Annotated in this window: 16 protein-coding genes and 1 tRNA gene; 7 read left to right on the top strand and 10 right to left on the bottom strand. The window is 67.5% G+C overall.

Annotated features, from left to right (window positions below):
• The 3 genes from kynB to kynA all read left to right on the top strand — a co-directional run.
• The coding region (gene kynB / locus AC3WON_RS29465; RefSeq protein ID WP_492353326.1) for an arylformamidase at positions 1–588 on the top strand (588 nt) is incomplete at its 5' end.
• 35 nt (positions 589–623) lie between these two features.
• Positions 624–1,880, top strand: a complete 1,257-nt coding sequence (kynU, locus tag AC3WON_RS29470; RefSeq protein ID WP_492318784.1) for a kynureninase — start codon at positions 624–626, stop codon at positions 1,878–1,880.
• A gap of 13 nt (positions 1,881–1,893) precedes the next feature.
• Positions 1,894–2,778 (top strand): tryptophan 2,3-dioxygenase, encoded by an 885-nt coding sequence (gene kynA / locus AC3WON_RS29475; protein ID WP_492353327.1) that lies wholly within the window; start codon positions 1,894–1,896, stop codon positions 2,776–2,778.
• 24 nt (positions 2,779–2,802) lie between these two features.
• On the opposite strand, the gene AC3WON_RS29480 is transcribed toward kynA, so the two are convergent.
• The gene (locus tag AC3WON_RS29480) at positions 2,803–3,612 is read right to left on the bottom strand and encodes an IclR family transcriptional regulator (protein ID WP_340526275.1); all 810 of its coding nucleotides are present in this window, start codon (positions 3,610–3,612) and stop codon (positions 2,803–2,805) included.
• Between the two features lie 249 nt (positions 3,613–3,861).
• Between AC3WON_RS29480 and AC3WON_RS29485 the strand changes: the two genes are divergently transcribed.
• On the top strand, positions 3,862–5,055 hold the full coding sequence (locus tag AC3WON_RS29485; RefSeq protein ID WP_010813727.1) for an acyl-CoA dehydrogenase: 1,194 nt from the start codon (positions 3,862–3,864) through the stop codon (positions 5,053–5,055).
• Between the two features lie 149 nt (positions 5,056–5,204).
• On the opposite strand, the gene AC3WON_RS29490 is transcribed toward AC3WON_RS29485, so the two are convergent.
• Positions 5,205–5,843: a peroxiredoxin gene (locus AC3WON_RS29490; RefSeq protein ID WP_492318786.1), complete on the bottom strand. Its 639-nt coding sequence runs from the start codon at positions 5,841–5,843 to the stop codon at positions 5,205–5,207.
• 256 nt (positions 5,844–6,099) lie between these two features.
• On the opposite strand from AC3WON_RS29490, the gene AC3WON_RS29495 reads away from it, so the two are divergent.
• From AC3WON_RS29495 to AC3WON_RS29505, 3 genes are all read left to right on the top strand, one after another.
• Positions 6,100–6,426, top strand: a complete 327-nt coding sequence (locus AC3WON_RS29495) for an ElaB/YgaM/YqjD family protein (protein WP_010813729.1) — start codon at positions 6,100–6,102, stop codon at positions 6,424–6,426.
• Between the two features lie 169 nt (positions 6,427–6,595).
• Complete coding sequence (locus tag AC3WON_RS29500) at positions 6,596–6,976, top strand: phage holin family protein (protein ID WP_492353328.1); 381 nt, start codon at positions 6,596–6,598, stop codon at positions 6,974–6,976.
• The gene (locus AC3WON_RS29505; RefSeq protein WP_492318788.1) at positions 6,973–7,479 is read left to right on the top strand and encodes a DUF3318 domain-containing protein; all 507 of its coding nucleotides are present in this window, start codon (positions 6,973–6,975) and stop codon (positions 7,477–7,479) included. The genes AC3WON_RS29500 and AC3WON_RS29505 overlap by 4 nt, the downstream gene beginning before the upstream one ends.
• A 21-nt stretch (positions 7,480–7,500) precedes the next feature.
• On the opposite strand, the gene AC3WON_RS29510 is transcribed toward AC3WON_RS29505, so the two are convergent.
• The 8 genes from AC3WON_RS29510 to tolA all read right to left on the bottom strand — a co-directional run.
• The gene (locus AC3WON_RS29510) at positions 7,501–10,401 is read right to left on the bottom strand and encodes an EAL domain-containing protein (protein WP_492353329.1); all 2,901 of its coding nucleotides are present in this window, start codon (positions 10,399–10,401) and stop codon (positions 7,501–7,503) included.
• A gap of 118 nt (positions 10,402–10,519) precedes the next feature.
• Positions 10,520–10,595: transfer RNA gene (locus AC3WON_RS29515), tRNA-Lys, on the bottom strand.
• Between the two features lie 56 nt (positions 10,596–10,651).
• The gene (locus tag AC3WON_RS29520) at positions 10,652–11,767 is read right to left on the bottom strand and encodes a YeeE/YedE family protein (protein WP_492353330.1); all 1,116 of its coding nucleotides are present in this window, start codon (positions 11,765–11,767) and stop codon (positions 10,652–10,654) included.
• Positions 11,768–11,793: 26 nt separating this feature from the next.
• Positions 11,794–12,477 carry a 7-cyano-7-deazaguanine synthase QueC gene (queC, locus tag AC3WON_RS29525; RefSeq protein WP_492318791.1) on the bottom strand — a complete coding sequence of 228 codons (684 nt, stop codon included), beginning with the start codon at positions 12,475–12,477 and terminating at the stop codon, positions 11,794–11,796.
• Between the two features lie 127 nt (positions 12,478–12,604).
• Positions 12,605–13,363 (bottom strand): tol-pal system protein YbgF, encoded by a 759-nt coding sequence (gene ybgF / locus AC3WON_RS29530; protein ID WP_010813735.1) that lies wholly within the window; start codon positions 13,361–13,363, stop codon positions 12,605–12,607.
• A 17-nt stretch (positions 13,364–13,380) separates the two neighbouring features.
• Positions 13,381–13,887 carry a peptidoglycan-associated lipoprotein Pal gene (gene pal, locus AC3WON_RS29535; RefSeq protein WP_340521164.1) on the bottom strand — a complete coding sequence of 169 codons (507 nt, stop codon included), beginning with the start codon at positions 13,885–13,887 and terminating at the stop codon, positions 13,381–13,383.
• A gap of 15 nt (positions 13,888–13,902) precedes the next feature.
• Positions 13,903–15,276, bottom strand: a complete 1,374-nt coding sequence (gene tolB / locus AC3WON_RS29540; RefSeq protein WP_492318792.1) for a Tol-Pal system beta propeller repeat protein TolB — start codon at positions 15,274–15,276, stop codon at positions 13,903–13,905.
• A 207-nt stretch (positions 15,277–15,483) separates the two neighbouring features.
• The coding region (gene tolA, locus AC3WON_RS29545) for a cell envelope integrity protein TolA (protein WP_492353331.1) at positions 15,484–16,284 on the bottom strand (801 nt) is incomplete at its 5' end.

Genomic DNA, 16,284 nt, shown 5'->3' on the forward strand with positions numbered 1-16,284 from the left:
ACCCCGGTCTGGCCCGGCGACACGCCGTTCCAGCAGCAGCCGGCCTGGCAGATAGACGAGCACTGCCCGGTGAATGTCGGCCGCATCACGCTATCCCCGCATACCGGCGCGCACGCCGACGCCCCGCTGCACTACGCTGCCGACGGCGCGCCGATCGGCGCCGTGCCGCTCACGCCCTACCTCGGCACCTGCCGCGTGATCCATTGCATCGGCGCCTCGCCCGTGGTCGAGCCGCACCATATTGAACACGCGCTGGCCGGCCTGCCGCCGCGCGTGCTGCTGCGCACCTACCGGCAGGCGCCGCTGGCGCAGTGGGACCCGCATTTCTGCGCGGTCGCGGCCGAGACCATCGCGCTGCTGGCCGCGCACGGCGTGCAACTGGTGGGCATCGACACACCGTCGCTGGACCCGCAGGAATCCAAGACCATGGACGCGCACAACGCCGCGCGCCGGCACGGGCTGGCCATCCTGGAAGGCATCGTGCTGGATGAGGTCGATGCCGGCGACTACGAACTGATCGCGCTGCCGCTGCGCTTTGCCGGGCTCGATGCCAGCCCGGTGCGCGCGGTGCTGCGCAGCCTCGACTGAACCATTCCCGAACAACCCCTGGCCAATCCCACGACATGACGACATTTGACCGCGAGCACTGTATCCGGCTCGACCAGCAAGACCCGCTGCGCCCGCTGCGCGACCAGTTCGCGCTGCCCGAGGGCGTGATCTACCTCGACGGCAACTCGCTGGGCGCGCGCCCGCGCGCCGCCGCCGCGCGCGCCGCCCAGGTGGTGGCCGAGGAATGGGGCGAGGGCCTGATCCGCAGCTGGAACACCGCCGGCTGGTTCGAGCTGCCGCAGCGGCTGGGCAACAAGCTGGCCCCGCTGGTCGGCGCCGGCCAGGATGAGGTGGTGGTGACCGACACCACTTCGATCAACCTGTTCAAGGTGCTGGCCGCGGCGCTGCGCGTGCAGCAGTCGCGTGACCCGGCGCGCAAGGTGATCGTGTCGGAGGCCAGCAACTTCCCCACTGACCTGTACATCGCGCAAGGCCTGGCCGATCTGCTGCAGCAGGGCTATTCGCTGCGCCTGGTCAATTCGCCGGCCGAGATCGACGCCGCCGTGGGCGCCGACACCGCCGTGCTGATGCTCACGCACGTCAACTACAAGACCGGCGAGATGCTCGACATGGCCTCGCTGACCGAACTCGCCCACGCCCGCGGCGCGCTCACGGTGTGGGACCTGTGCCACTCCGCCGGCGCGGTGCCGGTCAACCTGAAGGCGGCCGGGGCCGACTACGCCATCGGCTGCACCTACAAGTACCTGAACGGCGGCCCGGGTTCGCCCGCCTTCGTGTGGGTCGCGCCGGCGCTGCGCGATGCCTTCTGGCAGCCGCTGTCGGGCTGGTGGGGCCATGCCGCGCCGTTCGCGATGGATCCGCAGTATCGCCCGGTGGAAGGCGTGCGCCGCTTCCTGTGCGGCACGCAGCCTGTGACCTCGCTGGCGATGGTCGAATGCGGCCTGGACATCTTCGCCCAGACCAATATGCAGGTGCTGCGCGCCAAGTCACTGCTGCTGACCGACCTGTTCATCGAACTGGTGGAGGCGCGTTGCGGCCACCACCCGCTGACGCTGGTCACGCCGCGCGAGCACGCGCGCCGCGGCAGCCAGGTCAGCCTGGAGCACCCGGACGGCTATGCGCTGGTGCAGGCCCTGATCGAGCGGGGCGTGATCGGCGACTACCGCGAGCCGCGCATCGCCCGCTTCGGCTTCACGCCGCTGTACACCAGCTTCGCCGAGGTGTGGGATGCTGTGGAAATCCTGCGCGACGTGCTGGACAGCGGCGCCTATCGCGACGCGCGCTTCCAGACGCGCGGCCAGGTGACCTGATCGGGAGCGCATCATGAGTGAATTCAAGGGATGCCCCTTCTCCGCCGCGGCCAGCGAGGCAGGCACGAAAGCACAGGGCGACGGCTGGCACGGCGCGCAGATGGATTTCGCCAAGGACATGAGCTATGGCGACTATCTCGGCCTGGACCAGATCCTGAATGCGCAGCACCCGCTGTCGCCGGACCACAACGAGATGCTGTTTATCGTGCAGCACCAGACCACCGAGCTGTGGATGAAGCTGATGCTGCACGAGCTGCGCGCCGCGCGCGAGTCGGTCAAGGCCGACAGCCTGCCGCCTGCGTTCAAGATGCTGACGCGGGTGTCGCGCATCATGGACCAGCTGGTGCAGGCGTGGAACGTGCTGGCGACGATGACGCCGCCGGAGTATTCCGCGATGCGGCCTTACCTGGGGATGTCGTCGGGCTTCCAGTCGTTCCAGTATCGCGAGATCGAGTTCATTCTCGGCAACAAGAACGCGGCCATGCTGAAACCGCATGCGCACCGGCCGGAGCACCTGGCCTTGGTGGAGACCGCGCTGAAGACGCCGTCGCTTTATGACGAGGCGATCCGGCTGATGGCGCGACATGGTTTTGCGGTCGATGCGGATTGCGTGGAGCGGGACTGGACCCAGCCGACTGCGTACAACGCCTCGGTCGAGGCGGCGTGGCTGGAGGTCTATCGCAATCCGTCGGCGCACTGGGAGCTGTACGAGCTGGGCGAGAAGTTCGTGGACCTGGAGGATTCGTTCCGCCAGTGGCGCTTCCGCCACGTGACCACGGTCGAACGCGTGATCGGCTTCAAGCGCGGCACCGGCGGCACCGAGGGCGTCAGCTACCTGCGCAAGATGCTGGATGTGGTGCTGTTCCCGGAACTGTGGAAGCTGCGCACCGACCTGTAACGCCTTGCGCGTCGGACCTGGCCGTCACCCCGCCGGGTCCGACAACCTTGCCGCGAGCGCCCGCAACGCCGGCGCCAGCGTCTGGTGGAACACCGATTCATCCACCGCCCCATAGGAAGCACTGCAACTCAGCATGTGCAGCTCCTTCTCCCCCACCGGCCGGAACGCCACCGCACAGGCATGGATGGCCGGATGCCAGTCGCGGAACGACGCCGCATAGCCGCGCTGCTGCGCCTCGGCCAGGGCGGCGCGCGTGGCCGTCTCCTGCTGCTTCCACTGTTCCGGGAACGCCTGGCTGAACTCAGCCATGACCCGCTCGCGCCGCGCCGCCGGCAGCGCGGCCAGGTATGCCCGCCCCATCGAACTGGACACCAGCGACAGCCGCGAGCCCACGCCCAGCCCCAGCATCACGCCCGCATCGTTGCGGATCGATTCCAGGTAGATCACTTCCATGCGCTCGCGCTTGCCCAGCGAGACCGAGACCCCGTACGACTGCGCGAACGCCAGCATATGCGGCCGCGCCAGCGACACCACGTCCGACGCCGACAGGTAGGCATAGCCCAGCGCCAGCACGCCGGCATCCAGCGCGTACTTGCCCAGGCTTTCGTCATAGCGCAGGTAACCGAGCTGCACCAGCGTGCCGGCCAGCCGGCTCACCGTGGCCTTGGGGAAGCCAGTGCGGCGCACGAAGTCCTGGTTGCCGAGCATTGCCTCGCCGGTGCGGAAGCAGCGCATCAGCTCCAGCCCGCGCGCCAGCGCGGTAACGAAGTTGGGATCGCTGTCGCGCACCGGCGCGGGCGGCGTGGCATCGGGAGAAAGTGACGGACTGGTCAAGGCGGCTCCTCTCAGGTCGGCGGTTGTCCGCTCATCGCACAAAGGCATGGGTGTCGGGGGTTTTGCCTGTTGCACGGCAAAGCCATTGCGATATACTAATTCAACGGAACACAGTTCCGCAATGCGGAACAACAAATAACCCTCCGCGAAGATCACCGAACCCGTCATGATTCCCGGAAGCGCCGGTGCGGCAAGCGACCATTCGCCCCGCCCCCGACGCTTCCCCCCGCGCTACCGAAGGAGACCTGCATGGCTGCCAACGCCGAATTCCACTGGGCCGACCCCCTGCTGCTGGACCAGCAACTGACCGCCGACGAACGCATGGTGCGCGACGCCGCCGCGGCGTACTGCCAGGACAAGCTGATGCCGCGCGTGCTGCAGTCGTTCCGCAACGAGAAGACCGACGTGGAGATATTCCGCGAGATGGGCGAACTGGGCCTGCTCGGCCCCACCATCCCGGAGCAATACGGCGGCCCGGGCCTGAACTACGTCAGCTACGGCCTGATCGCCCGTGAAGTCGAGCGCGTCGATTCGGGCTACCGCTCGATGATGAGCGTGCAGTCGTCGCTGGTGATGGTGCCGATCTTTGAATTCGGCACCGAAGCGCAGAAGCAGAAGTACCTGCCCAAGCTGGCCACCGGCGAATGGATCGGCTGCTTCGGCCTGACCGAGCCGAACCACGGCTCCGACCCGGGCTCGATGGTCACCCGCGCCAAGAAGGTCGACGGCGGCTATGAGCTGACCGGCGCCAAGATGTGGATCACCAACTCGCCGATCGCCGACGTGTTCGTGGTCTGGGCCAAGCTGCAAGGCGACGACGGCAAGGAAGCGATCCGCGGCTTTATCCTCGAAAAAGGCTGGAAGGGCCTGTCGGCACCTGCCATCCACGGCAAGGTCGGCCTGCGCACCTCGATTACCGGCGAAATCGTGCTGGACCAGGTGTTCGTGCCGGAAGAGAACATCATGCCCGGCGTGAGCGGCCTGAAGGGGCCGTTCACGTGCCTGAACTCGGCCCGCTACGGCATCGCCTGGGGCGCGCTGGGCGCCGCCGAATTCTGCTGGCACACCGCGCGCCAGTACACCCTGGACCGCAAGCAGTTCGGCCGCCCGCTGGCCGCCACGCAGCTGGTGCAGAAGAAGCTGGCCGACATGCAGACCGAGATCACGCTCGGCCTGCAAGGCTGCCTGCGCCTGGGCCGCATGAAGGACGAAGGCACCGCCGCAGTGGAAATCACCTCGATCATGAAGCGCAACTCGTGCGGCAAGTCGCTCGACATCGCCCGCGTGGCGCGCGACATGCTGGGCGGCAACGGCATCTCGGATGAGTTCGGCGTGATCCGCCACGTGGTGAACCTGGAGGTGGTCAACACCTATGAAGGCACCCACGACATCCACGCGCTGATCCTGGGCCGTGCCCAGACCGGCCTCCAGGCCTTCTTCTGATCGCATCCGCGACCAACGGACAGCTCTCCGCAATAAAAAAGCCCGGCTGCAAAGCCGGGCCAAGCACACTACCAAGGAGACGACGAGGCTGCCCCCGTCGATAAAACGCCTGTCCTGCACGCCGGCCCCGCCTTCACGCGGGGCCGCGTTCATTTGTTGGGTTGGGGCGTCAGGCGCAGGTACGGCCGCACCGCCTGGTAGCCCTTGGGGAATTTCTCGCGGATCACCGCCTCGTCCTTCAGCGAGGGCACGATCACCACGTCGTCGCCGTCCTGCCAGTTGCCCGGCGTGGCCACGCTGTGGTTGTCGGTCAGCTGCAGCGAGTCGATCACGCGCAGGATCTCGTTGAAATTGCGCCCGGTGCTGGCCGGATAGGTGATGATCAGGCGCACCTTCTTCTTCGGGTCGATGATGAACAGCGAGCGCACCGTCAGGGTCTCGTTCGCGTTCGGGTGGATCATGTCGTAGAGTTGCGACACCTTGCGGTCGCCATCGGCCAGGATCGGGAAGTTGACCGTGGTCGACTGGGTCTCGTTGATATCCTGGATCCAGCCGCGGTGCGAGTCCACGTTGTCCACCGACAACGCGATCGCCCTGACGCCGCGGCGTGCGAATTCATCCTTCAGCTTCGCGGTCAGGCCCAGCTCGGTGGTGCACACGGGGGTGTAGTCGGCCGGGTGCGAGAACAGCACGCCCCAACTGTCGCCAAGCCACGCATGGAAGCCAATGCGGCCTTCGCTCGAATCCTGCTCGAAGTCCGGGGCGATATCGCCAAGACGCAAAGCCATGTTCTGTTCTCCTGATTTCGGGGTGGAACCAGAGTATCCGGATTGATATCCAACCCAAACGAATATAAAGTCACTACAAAATCACTCGAAGTCATATAGACATTTTCTGACATTCATCACGCTTGCTTTCCGGCATGCTGACGATACTAGGCAGCGAAGCGGCACGCGCACTGGCTTGCAGCCTTGAAACCACGGCCGCCCGCCACATATGCTAAGTATCAGACCGACAATTGCCGTTAGCCTCGGAGCGTAGAAAATGTCAGAATCCGCACAAACCGAACCAACCGCCCGCAAACAGGAGAAACTGATGAGCGATGTCAAGACCGTTCTGTCCGACGCCGAGGAACTGCTGAAGCAAGCCGCCTCGACCACCGGGGAAAAGGCCGCCGAACTGCGCGAGCGTGGCATGGGCCTGCTCAAGCAAGCCAAGGAAAAGGCCCAGGACCTGCAAGACGCCGTCGTGACCAAGAGCAAGGCCGCGGCACGCGCCACCGACGACTACGTGCATGACCACCCGTGGCGCGCCGTGGGCGTGGCGGCCGGCGTAGGCCTGCTGATCGGTCTGCTGCTGAACCGCAAGTAAGCGATTCCAACCCGGCGCGGCGTGCTGGTGTGCCGCGCCTGAGCGGCAACCCGGTCATCGGGTTGCCAGTGGCCGGGGCTGGCGACACAACAGCCGCCACACCCGGCCCGCCTGCTGGAAAGGCGCGTACGGCCCACGCCGTCGCGCCGCTCTTTCACGCCGGAGCCGCATGAGCGAATCCCCCCCTTCCCCCAAGCTCCTCGAATCCGTGCGCAACCTGGCCGGCTCGCTGGTGGCCATGGTCCAGACCCGCCTCGAACTCGCCAGCGTGGAGCTTGCCGAGGAACGCACGCGCCTGATGAAGGTCGCGCTGCTGGCCTGCTTCGGCCTGGTGTTCTTTGGCATCGGGCTGGTCACGCTGACCGGGCTGATCGCCATCCTGTTCTGGGACACCTACCGCTGGCAGGCACTGGGCGCACTGACGGTCCTTTACCTGGTGCTGTGCGCGATTTGCCTGGCGTACGCACGCAACCTGGTGCGCAACGCCCCGCCGATGCTGGAGGCCACGCTCGCCGAAATCGACAAAGACCGGGAGATCCTGCGCCGATGAGCCCCCTGGAACCCGACGACAGCGCTGCCGGACACGACCGCCGCGAACACCCGCGGCGGGCCCGGTTCACGCAAGAGGTGCGTCTGCCGCTGGCGGTGCGCAAGGAACTGCTGCTGACCCGCGCCGCGCTGGAACGCTACGACTGCCTGCAGGCCCTGCATGAGGTGCGGGCTGGCGCGCACCGCCTGGGCACTATCGGCCACTGGCTGCCGCGCATCGCCCGTCCGGGGTCGTGGATGAAAGTGGTCGGCATGACCAAGGACTACCCGCTGCTGAGCACCGTAATGACGCTGGCGCTGCCGCTGGTCAAGCGCACGCCGGTGCTGCGCTGGACCTGGAAGCTGTCCAAGGTCGGCCTGGCAGCCGGCGCCGCCTACTGGGTGTACAACACCTGGCGCGAAGCCAGGCACCAGGCCGTGCCGCCCGCAACCGCGCCGACGCCCGCGCCGGCCGGCACCCCGCCCGGCGCCGATACCGGCTTCCGCGACCCGCTCGTTCCCTGACCCGCCGCCGGGCCTGGCGGCTCAGCCCGCAAGCGCCAGCGCCGCCCGGTCGCCGGCGTTGGGATCCGCCAGGGCAAACGGCACCGGCTGCGCAATGTGGTAGCCCTGCACCAGGTCCACGCCCAGCTCGCGCAGCCGTTCGAGCATGGCCTCGCTCTCAACGAATTCCGCAATGGTCTGCTTGCCCATGGCGTGGCCGATGCGCTGGATCACCTCCACCATCACCAGGTTGACCGGGTCGGCCAGCATGTCGCGCACGAAGCTGCCGTCGATCTTCAGGTAGGCCGCCGGCAGGTGCTTCAGGTAGGTGAACGAAGACATGCCCGCGCCGAAGTCATCCAGCGCAAACTTGCAGCCCAGCTGCTGCAGCTGCAGGATGAACGCGCCGGCCTGCGCCAGGTTGGAGATCGCTGCGGTTTCCGTGATCTCGAAGCAAATGCCGTCCAGCGCAATGCCGAAGCGCTGCGCCTGCTCGCGCACGAAGTCGGGAAACTGGAGGTCCGCCAGCGACGAGCCTGACAGGTTGATCGCGCAGGTGGCAATCTCCGCCTGCCGTCCCGCCAGGGTGCGAAACGCGGTCTCGACCACCCAGCGGTCGATCATCGGCATCAGGTTGTAGCGCTCGCAGGCCGGCAAGAAGGCCATCGGCGGCACCAGCCGGCCACGTTCATCGACCATGCGCAGCAGCAGTTCCACATGGCGGCCCGTCTGCGGCAGCGCGCCATCGTGCGCCGGCACGATCTCCTGCGAGTACAGGCAGAAGCGGCCAGCCGCCAGCGCCGCATGCACGCGGCTGACCCACTCCATCTCGCCGTGGCGCGCCTGCACCACGCTGTCCAGCGGATGGTAGACCTGCACGCGGTTGCGCCCGCCCTCCTTGGCCACGTAGCAGGCCGCGTCGGCCGCGCTCAGCGCCTCGGCGACGTTGACGGTCTGGCGGTCCAGCGTCACCAGGCCAATGCTGACACCCAGCGTGAAGGTGCGCTGGCGATGCGCAAAGCGGAAACAGGCAATGGCGTGGCGCAAGGCCTCGGCCACGCGTTCGCCGTCGGCGTGGCCGCATTGCTCCAGCAGCACGCCGAACTCGTCGCCGCCCAACCGGGCCAGCGTGTCGCTGCGGCGCAGCTGGCTGCGCATGACCTCAGCCATCTGCCGGATCAGCTCGTCGCCGGCGGCATGGCCGCAGGTGTCGTTGACCACCTTGAACTGATCCAGGTCCAGGTACATCAGCGTATGGGTGGTGCCCTGCACCCGTGCCCGCGTGATCGCCGCGTCCAGCCGGCGCTCGAACTCGGCGCGGTTGACCAGGCCGGTCAGCGCATCGTGGCTGGCCTCGTACGCCAGCCGCGCCGCATGGGCGCGTTCCTGGCTGATATCGTGCAGCACCACCACCACGCCGATGGCCTGCGCGGCACGGTCGCGGATCAGCGCTACCGATGGCTTGACCGCCAGCGCCTGTCCGGGCAGCCCGGACACATCGCGCTGCACCAGCTGCGCCGACCGGCTGCGCCAGCGCTGCCGCAACGCCAGCGTGACAATATCGGGCAGCGGCGCCAGGCTTTCCTCGTCGCGCAGCACGCACACGCTGCTCAGCGGCAGGCCGCGGGCGTCGGCTTCGCGCCAGCCGGTCAGGGCCTCGGCCGCGGGGTTGAGCGATTCCACGCGCCCCCACACATCGGCCGTCACCACCGCGTCGCCGATGGCCTGCAGCGTGACCTGGGCGCGCTCCTTCTCGGCAAAGAGCTGGGTCTCGTAGCGCTTGTGGTCGGAAATATCCGTGAGCGACCCCGCCATGCGCGCGCGCCGGCGCCCCGCCCCGCGCACCAGCCGGCCGCGGGCGCGCACCCACAGGTAATCGCCGGCACGGTTGCGCAGGCGGAATTCGGCATCGTAGGGCTCGCCGCTGCGCAGATGGTGCGCCAGCTTGGCCTCGAAGGCAGCCAGCTCGGAAGGATGCAGCAGGCCCAGCACGGTTTCGCGCGCATGCGGCAGCTCGGTGTCCTGGTAGCCCAGCATCTGCGCGCAGCGCGGCGAGAAGTACAGCTCGCCGCGGCCGAGATGCCAGTCCCACAGGCCGTCGTTGCTGCCCTCCACCGCCAGCTGCAGCTGCTCTTCGCGCTGCGCCAGCGCCTCGCGCAGCCGGCGCTCGCGCCGCAGCGGCCCCACCGACAGCAGGATCGCCGACATCAGCAGCGCGGCCGCCATCACCGCGCTGCCGTTGGTCAGCAGCCGCGTCACGCGGCGCGAGGCCTGGCCCAGATGGCCCGAAAAGGCCCGCTCCAGCGGCGTCAGCCTGGCGTCGATCCGCGCAATGTTGCGCAGCACCGGCGCCACGCACTCATCGCCGCAGCCGGGCTGGCTGGTCAGCCGGCGCAGGGTCAGCGCCTGTTCGTGCAGCGCAAAGATCTCGATGTCGCCCGCGGCCCACACGCGAATCGCGGCATCGACCTCCTGGATATGGCGGAAATTCCGGTAGAGCCGCACCATCCGCGGAATGTCTTCGGGATGGTTGCCGCCGGCAAGCAGCCCTTCATGGATGCGCTCCAGGTCAGGCTCGTCGCGGTCGAGCTCCAGGCGCGCGCGGTGGTCGCCCAGCGGGATCGCGATCGACTCCAGGTATGCCTCGAAATCCGCCGGATCACGATCCTCGCCGTAGCGCAGCAGGTGCAGCACGGCGTTCTTCTGGCCTTTGGACCACTGGCTCTCGCCCGCGACAAAGGCGCGCGCGGCCGACAACAGGTCCAGGCTGGCGATGCAGAACAACGCCAGCGCAACGACCACCGGTACGAACGGCCAGATAATGCGCAGCACGTGCCCGCTGGCCGGCAAGGAAACGCCTGCTTGCCGCATAGGGTCTTGTTGGTGGGCCGTGTCTCGCGGCCATCCTGATGGACCGCGGTCAACACGCCGCGGCTGATCCATTGTGCTGCGCAGGCAGTCCTAAGTCTCTACCTCGAACTAGTTAAAGCACCCCCCCGTTAGCGGGGCATGCCAGACGCAAAAAGGGCCTGTGGCTTGCGCCACAGGCCCTTCGTAATACTGGTGGGTCGTGCGTGACTCGAACACGCGACCAACGGATTAAAAGTCCGCTGCTCTACCGACTGAGCTAACGACCCGAAAAAACAGAACCGCGATTATAGGGATGCGGTTCTCGATGTGTCAAGCACGCTCCTCAGGCCATGCGCTCCAGACGCCATATCTGGTAGCGGAATGCCAGCACTGCACCGGCCAGGATACCCGCCAGCGCGATAAACGAGCCAAGCGCCAGGGTCGACACGCCCGACAGCCCCTGCCCGACCGTGCAGCCCAGCGCGGTCACGCCGCCCGCACCCATCAGGATGCCGCCGACCATATGGTTGGCGACGTCCTCGGCATTGCCGAAGCCTTCCCAGCGGAATGTGCGCGTGGCCAGGGCATAGGCCGCCGCGCCGGCGATCACGCCGAACACGCTGACGATGCCGACCGTCACCACCTTGCTCTTGTCGCTGAACATCATCAGCCAGTCGAGCGTGTAGGCATAGGGGGCGACAAAGCTCAGGCTTTCCATGCGGCCGCTGTTGGTCGAGACGAACAGTTCCTCAAGCGTATTGGGGTCTTCGGCTACATAGCCGAGGTGGCCCGAGACATACCACATTGCCACGATGATCAGCCCGACGCCGATGCCGCCAAGCAGGTTGTCGAACGAGCGGAAGCCGCGGCCCGCCAGCGCCCACACCACCAGCACGCCGCCCAGCGCCAGGCCCAGGCCCAGCTGCAGCGCGCCGCGCGCGAGCCCCGTGCCCTGCGCCAGCATGGACGGCAGGTCTTGCGTGGTGGGCAGCGTCAGCGCCACCGCATCGACGGTATTCACTCGCACCACGCCGAACAGCCCGCGCAGCGTCATGTAGGCCGACAGGCCCAGGAAGACCAAGACCACCAGCGACTTCAGGTTGCCCGCGCCGATGCGCACCAGCGTCTTGCTGCCGCAGCCCGACGCCAGCACCATGCCGAAGCCGAACATCAGCCCGCCGGCCAGCGCCGACAGCCAGCCCAGCTTGCTGGCGGTGTAGATGGTCTTGGTAGGGTCGATCGCGCCGGTCCAGGCCAGCACGCCGGTGCCGATCATGGCCACGCCGATCGCCAGCACCCACATGCGCATGCGGCTCCAGTCGCCCATGTTGACGATGTCGGAGACCGCGCCCATGGTGCAGAAGTGCGTGCGCTGCAGCACGGCGCCAAACAGGAAGGTCAGGACGAACGTGCTCAGCAGCACGGTGCGCGAGAGCGCGGCGAGGTCGATTTCAGGCATGTAGGGGCGTGGACGTCGGCTTGTGATCAGGCAGCGGCCTGGTAGCGGGTCGGATCGGGCACACCGGCGGCTTCAAAGCCGGCCCGGCGGATGCGGCACGAATCGCACACGCCGCAGGCGCGGCCGTCGTCGTCGGCCTGGTAGCACGACACCGTCAGGCTGTAGTCCACCCCCAGCGCGATGCCGGCGCGGATGATCTCGCCCTTGGTCATGTCGATGATGGGCGCATGCACGCGGAAGCGGTCGCCCTCGACCCCGGCCTTGGTGGCGAGGTTGGCCAGCGTTTCATAGGCCGCGACGTATTCCGGGCGGCAGTCCGGGTAACCGGAGTAGTCGACCGCATTGGCGCCGAAGAACAGGTCGCGCCCGCCGACGGCCTCGGCCCAGCCGAGCGCCAGCGACAGCATGATGGTGTTGCGCGCCGGCACGTAGGTGACCGGGATGCCGTCGGAAGCGCCGTCGGTCGGCACCGCCAGCGCGTCGTCGGTCAGCGCCGAGCCGCCGAAGCGGCGCAGGTCCAGGTCGATGATCTCGTGGCGGGTGGCGCCCAGCGCGGCCGCCACGCGCTTGGCGGCTTCCAGCTCAGAGGAGTGGCGCTGGCCATAGCGCATCGACAGCGCATAGGTCTCGAAGCCCTGGGCGCGGGCCATGGCGAGTACGGTGGCAGAGTCTAGTCCGCCGGACAGCAGGACGATGGCGCGTTTGGTCATGATGGGAAGCGCGCCGCCTCGGCGCGCAAAAGATTCAGGCGAATCGCGTATTTTAGCGCGACCCAAGAAAAAGGCCCGCCGAAGCGGGCCTTGCAGACAGGACCGGGCGTACCGGCCGCTTCCGGTGTTATTTCAACGTCTTCAGCCGGTTGCTGGCCGCCTGCGCGCCTTCGGTGCCCGGATACTTGGCCACCACCTGCTCCAGCGTCTTGCGCGCGGCCGCCTTCTGGCCGGACTCGAGCTGGTTGTTGGCGACCGCGATCATCGCATCCGGCACCTTGGGATGCGTCGGGTTGTTATTGATCATGGTCTGCAGCACCGAGGTGGAGCCCTTGTAGTCGCGCTGCGCATACAGCGAGTTGCCGAGCCAGTACTGCGCCAGCGGCACGTACGGGCTCTGGGGGTACTTCTTGACGAACGCCGAGAACGAACTCCCGGCGCTCTTGAAGTCGCCCGCCTGGAACTGCTTGAGCGCGGCATCGTATTCGGGCTTTTCGCCCGGCTGCGACAGGCCTTCGCGGCCTTCGACGGTGACCTGCTGCGGCTCGAATTTCTTCAGGCGCGCATCCAGGTCGGCGTAGTAGTCCTTCTGCTGCTTCTGCAGCGTGTCCACCGTGTTCTGCAGCACTTCGTTCTGGCCGCGCAGCCGCGCCACTTCCTGGCGCAGGCCCTCGAGCTGGTTCTGCATGTCGAGCGTGGTACGGCTGTTCTGCTCGATGCGCTGCGTCGCGGTTGCCTGGAAACCGTTGAACTGGTCGCGCAGGCTGATGACCGCCTTGCGCGCCTCGTCATCATCGAACACTCCGGCATGCGCCTGCGACAGCGGCAGCATGCCGCCGCCGGCGACGGCGGCGAGCCACAACAGGGTGGAAACGCGTGCTTTCATGAAAGGCAGTCCAGAGATCAGTAGTTGATGTCCGCGCGGCGGTTTTCGGCCCACGAGGCTTCATCATGGCCGGTGGCCTTGGGCTTTTCCTTGCCCAGGCTGACGGCTTCCATCTGGCCGTCGGGCACGCCCATCGAAGCCAGCGAGCGGCGCACGGCTTCGGCGCGCTTCTGGCCCAGCGCCAGGTTGTACTCGCTGGTGCCGCGTTCGTCGGTGTTGCCCTGGATCAGGATCTTGCGACCCTTGTTCGAGCCCAGGTACTTGGCGTGCTCGCCCAGCATGCCCTGGTAGTCGGACTTGACCGAGTAGCTGTCGAAGTCGAAGTACACGCTGCGCTTGGCCAGCGGGCTGTTCGGATCGTTGAGCGGATCGGCGGCCGTGACCGGGGTCACTGCGCGCGGATCGGCACCGGTGCCCGCGCCGGCACCGGCTTTGGCGGTGTCGTCCAGCTTGACGCCGGAGCTGCAGGCGCCAAGGGCCAGCAGTGCGGCAACGGCAAGGGTTTTGCTCATCAGTTGGGGCATGGTGAATGACTCCTGTTATTGCATGAAAGGACCCCAGGACGGCTCGCGAACATCGCCGGACTGGAGGGACAGAACCTGCCGGGTACGCCCGTCAGTGGAAACCGCCGCCAGCACCGCGCGACCGCCCACGCGGGTGGCATAGAGGATGTACTTGCCGTTGGCGGCAAAGCTGGGCGCTTCGTCGTTGGCCGTATCGGTCAGCGACGTCACGTCGCCGTTGCTCAGGTCCTGCAGCTGCAGCTTGAAGCCGCCCGCGCGCGAGATGTACGCCAGGTACTTGCCGTCTGGCGAAACCCGCGGGCTGACGTTGTAGCTGCCCTTGAAGGTGACACGCTGCGCACCGCCACCTTCCTCGCCGGAAGCGGGCATGCGGTAGACCTGCGGCGCACCGCCGCGGTCGCTGGTGAAGTAGATGCTCTTGCCGTCCGGAGAATACTGCGGCTCGGTGTCGATGGCGCTGCTGCGCGACAGACGGCGGATGCCGGAGCCGTCGGCATTGACCTGGTAGACCTGGGTATTGCCGTCTCGCGACAGCGCCAGCGCCAGGTGCCGGCCATCAGGCGACCACGACGGCGCGCTGTTGTTGCCCTTCTGGTTCGATACCAGGGTGCGCTTGCCGCTGGCGAGGTCGTGCACGTACACCACCGGCTTCTTGGCCTCGAACGAGACATAGGCCACGCGCGCGCCGTCCGGCGACCACGACGGCGAAATGATCGGCTCGTTGCTGGTCAGGGCCACCTGCGCGTTCTGGCCATCGGAATCGGAAATCAGCAGCTGGTAGCGGCCGCCGACCTTCGACACGTAGGACAGGCGCGTGGCAAACACGCCGCGCTCGCCGAGCAGCTTTTCATAGATGTAGTCGGCGATCTTGTGCGCGGTCACGCGCAGCTGGGACTGGTTGACGGTAAAGGCAAGCCCGCCCAGGCTCTGGCCCTTGACGGTGTCGTACAGGCGGAAGCGGACCTCATACTTGCCGCCGGCGGCCGGAGTCACGCTGCCGGCGACGAAGGCATCGGCGCCGCGCGACTTCCAGCTGCCCAGGTCGACATTGGCGGATTCCGCCACCGTGGCGCCGCCCGGATCGACATTGCGCAAGCGCCCGCTGCGCGCCAGGTCGGCGCGGATGATCGCGGTCAGGTTCTGCGGGGACTGGGCCTCGCCCTGGAAGTTGGCGGTCGCAACCGGGATCTGGCTGGACCCGACCCCGGAGATCTCAACGTTGAGTTGCGCGTGCGCGGCGCCGGCTGCCATCGTCATCGCCGCGGCCAGCCAGGCCATCAGCGCGCGGCGGCCGGCCAGCGGATGCCGGCCGATGGCGCGTTGGGATTCGGGTTGGGTTGCGTTGTGCCGCCTCGCGGACAGCCAGTTGGGGGCCCAAAGCTTTCGCATGCTGCTCCTCAGTCGATTTCAAGTTTCGTCGGGCACGGCAGGCAATCGGCAACACGGGCAAATGGGCATTGCAGCGCGTGGCGCATGCCCCGTCTGCGTGCGTATCGCACACTGCCGGCCGCGTCAGGCAACCTGTCATGCTAGCGCTGGGACCAAGACCCGGCGATGAAGGTTGCATTATGTTGCAAATCATGCCGCCCAGGCCACTCAGTCCTTCGGCCGGAAGGTAATGGTGAAGCTGGCCGGCGCCTTGCCGTTCTCATCACGCGGCAGCGGGTCGGAACGTTCCACCGCGCGCAGCACGGCATTATCCCAGCCCGAGTTGCCGCTGGACTTGGACAGCCGCGCCGACAGCAGCGAACCATCCGGCGCCAGCTGCACCGACACCACCGCGGTCGGGTTGCCCGGCACGTCCTCGCCAAAGACGATATTCGGCTTGACGCGGCGGCGCACGCGGTCGGCATAGCCCGGCGACGCCTTGCCACCGCCGCCGGCACCCGCGCCGGCCGTACTGCCCACGCCGCCGCCGCCCGCGCCGGAGCCGCCGGCCAGCGCCTGCAGGCGCGCCAGCTCGCTCTTGCGCTGGGCATTGGCCGCAGCCTCGCGCTTGGCCTTGGCGTCGGCATCCGCCTTGGCCTTGGCCTTGTTCTCGGCGTCAGCCTTGGCCCTGGCGTCCGCTTCCTTGCGTTCTGCTTCCTTGCGCTCGGCCTGTTCCTTGCGCTGCTGTTCCTGCTGCGCTGCCTTCTTCTTCGCGTCGTCCTTGCGCTGGGCTTCCTTGCGCTCGGCCTCGCGCTGCTCCGCTTCCTTGCGCGCAGCTTCCTTGCGTTCCGCTTCTTTACGCTCGGCTTCCTTGCGGGCAGCCGCCTGCTTGCGCTCGGCCTCTTCGCGCGCCGCCGCCTCGGCGCGGCGCTTCTGGCGCTCCAGCGCGATGTCGGCGTCGTCCTCGACCTTGCTCTTCACCTCGGGCAGCGGCGGGGCCGGGCGCGGCTGCACCACCGGCTCCGGCTC

The organism is Cupriavidus sp. FW305-46 (genome assembly GCF_058787075.1).

Coding starts and splice junctions, on each gene's coding strand:
- kynU (WP_492318784.1), top strand. CDS start 624: ATGACGACATTTGACCGCGAGCACTGTATCCGGCTCGACCAGCAAGAC.
- kynA (WP_492353327.1), top strand. CDS start 1,894: ATGAGTGAATTCAAGGGATGCCCCTTCTCCGCCGCGGCCAGCGAGGCA.
- AC3WON_RS29485 (WP_010813727.1), top strand. CDS start 3,862: ATGGCTGCCAACGCCGAATTCCACTGGGCCGACCCCCTGCTGCTGGAC.
- AC3WON_RS29490 (WP_492318786.1), bottom strand. CDS start 5,843: ATGGCTTTGCGTCTTGGCGATATCGCCCCGGACTTCGAGCAGGATTCG.
- AC3WON_RS29495 (WP_010813729.1), top strand. CDS start 6,100: ATGTCAGAATCCGCACAAACCGAACCAACCGCCCGCAAACAGGAGAAA.
- AC3WON_RS29500 (WP_492353328.1), top strand. CDS start 6,596: ATGAGCGAATCCCCCCCTTCCCCCAAGCTCCTCGAATCCGTGCGCAAC.
- AC3WON_RS29505 (WP_492318788.1), top strand. CDS start 6,973: ATGAGCCCCCTGGAACCCGACGACAGCGCTGCCGGACACGACCGCCGC.
- AC3WON_RS29510 (WP_492353329.1), bottom strand. CDS start 10,401: ATGGATCAGCCGCGGCGTGTTGACCGCGGTCCATCAGGATGGCCGCGA.
- AC3WON_RS29520 (WP_492353330.1), bottom strand. CDS start 11,767: ATGCCTGAAATCGACCTCGCCGCGCTCTCGCGCACCGTGCTGCTGAGC.
- queC (WP_492318791.1), bottom strand. CDS start 12,477: ATGACCAAACGCGCCATCGTCCTGCTGTCCGGCGGACTAGACTCTGCC.
- ybgF (WP_010813735.1), bottom strand. CDS start 13,363: ATGAAAGCACGCGTTTCCACCCTGTTGTGGCTCGCCGCCGTCGCCGGC.
- pal (WP_340521164.1), bottom strand. CDS start 13,887: ATGCCCCAACTGATGAGCAAAACCCTTGCCGTTGCCGCACTGCTGGCC.
- tolB (WP_492318792.1), bottom strand. CDS start 15,276: ATGCGAAAGCTTTGGGCCCCCAACTGGCTGTCCGCGAGGCGGCACAAC.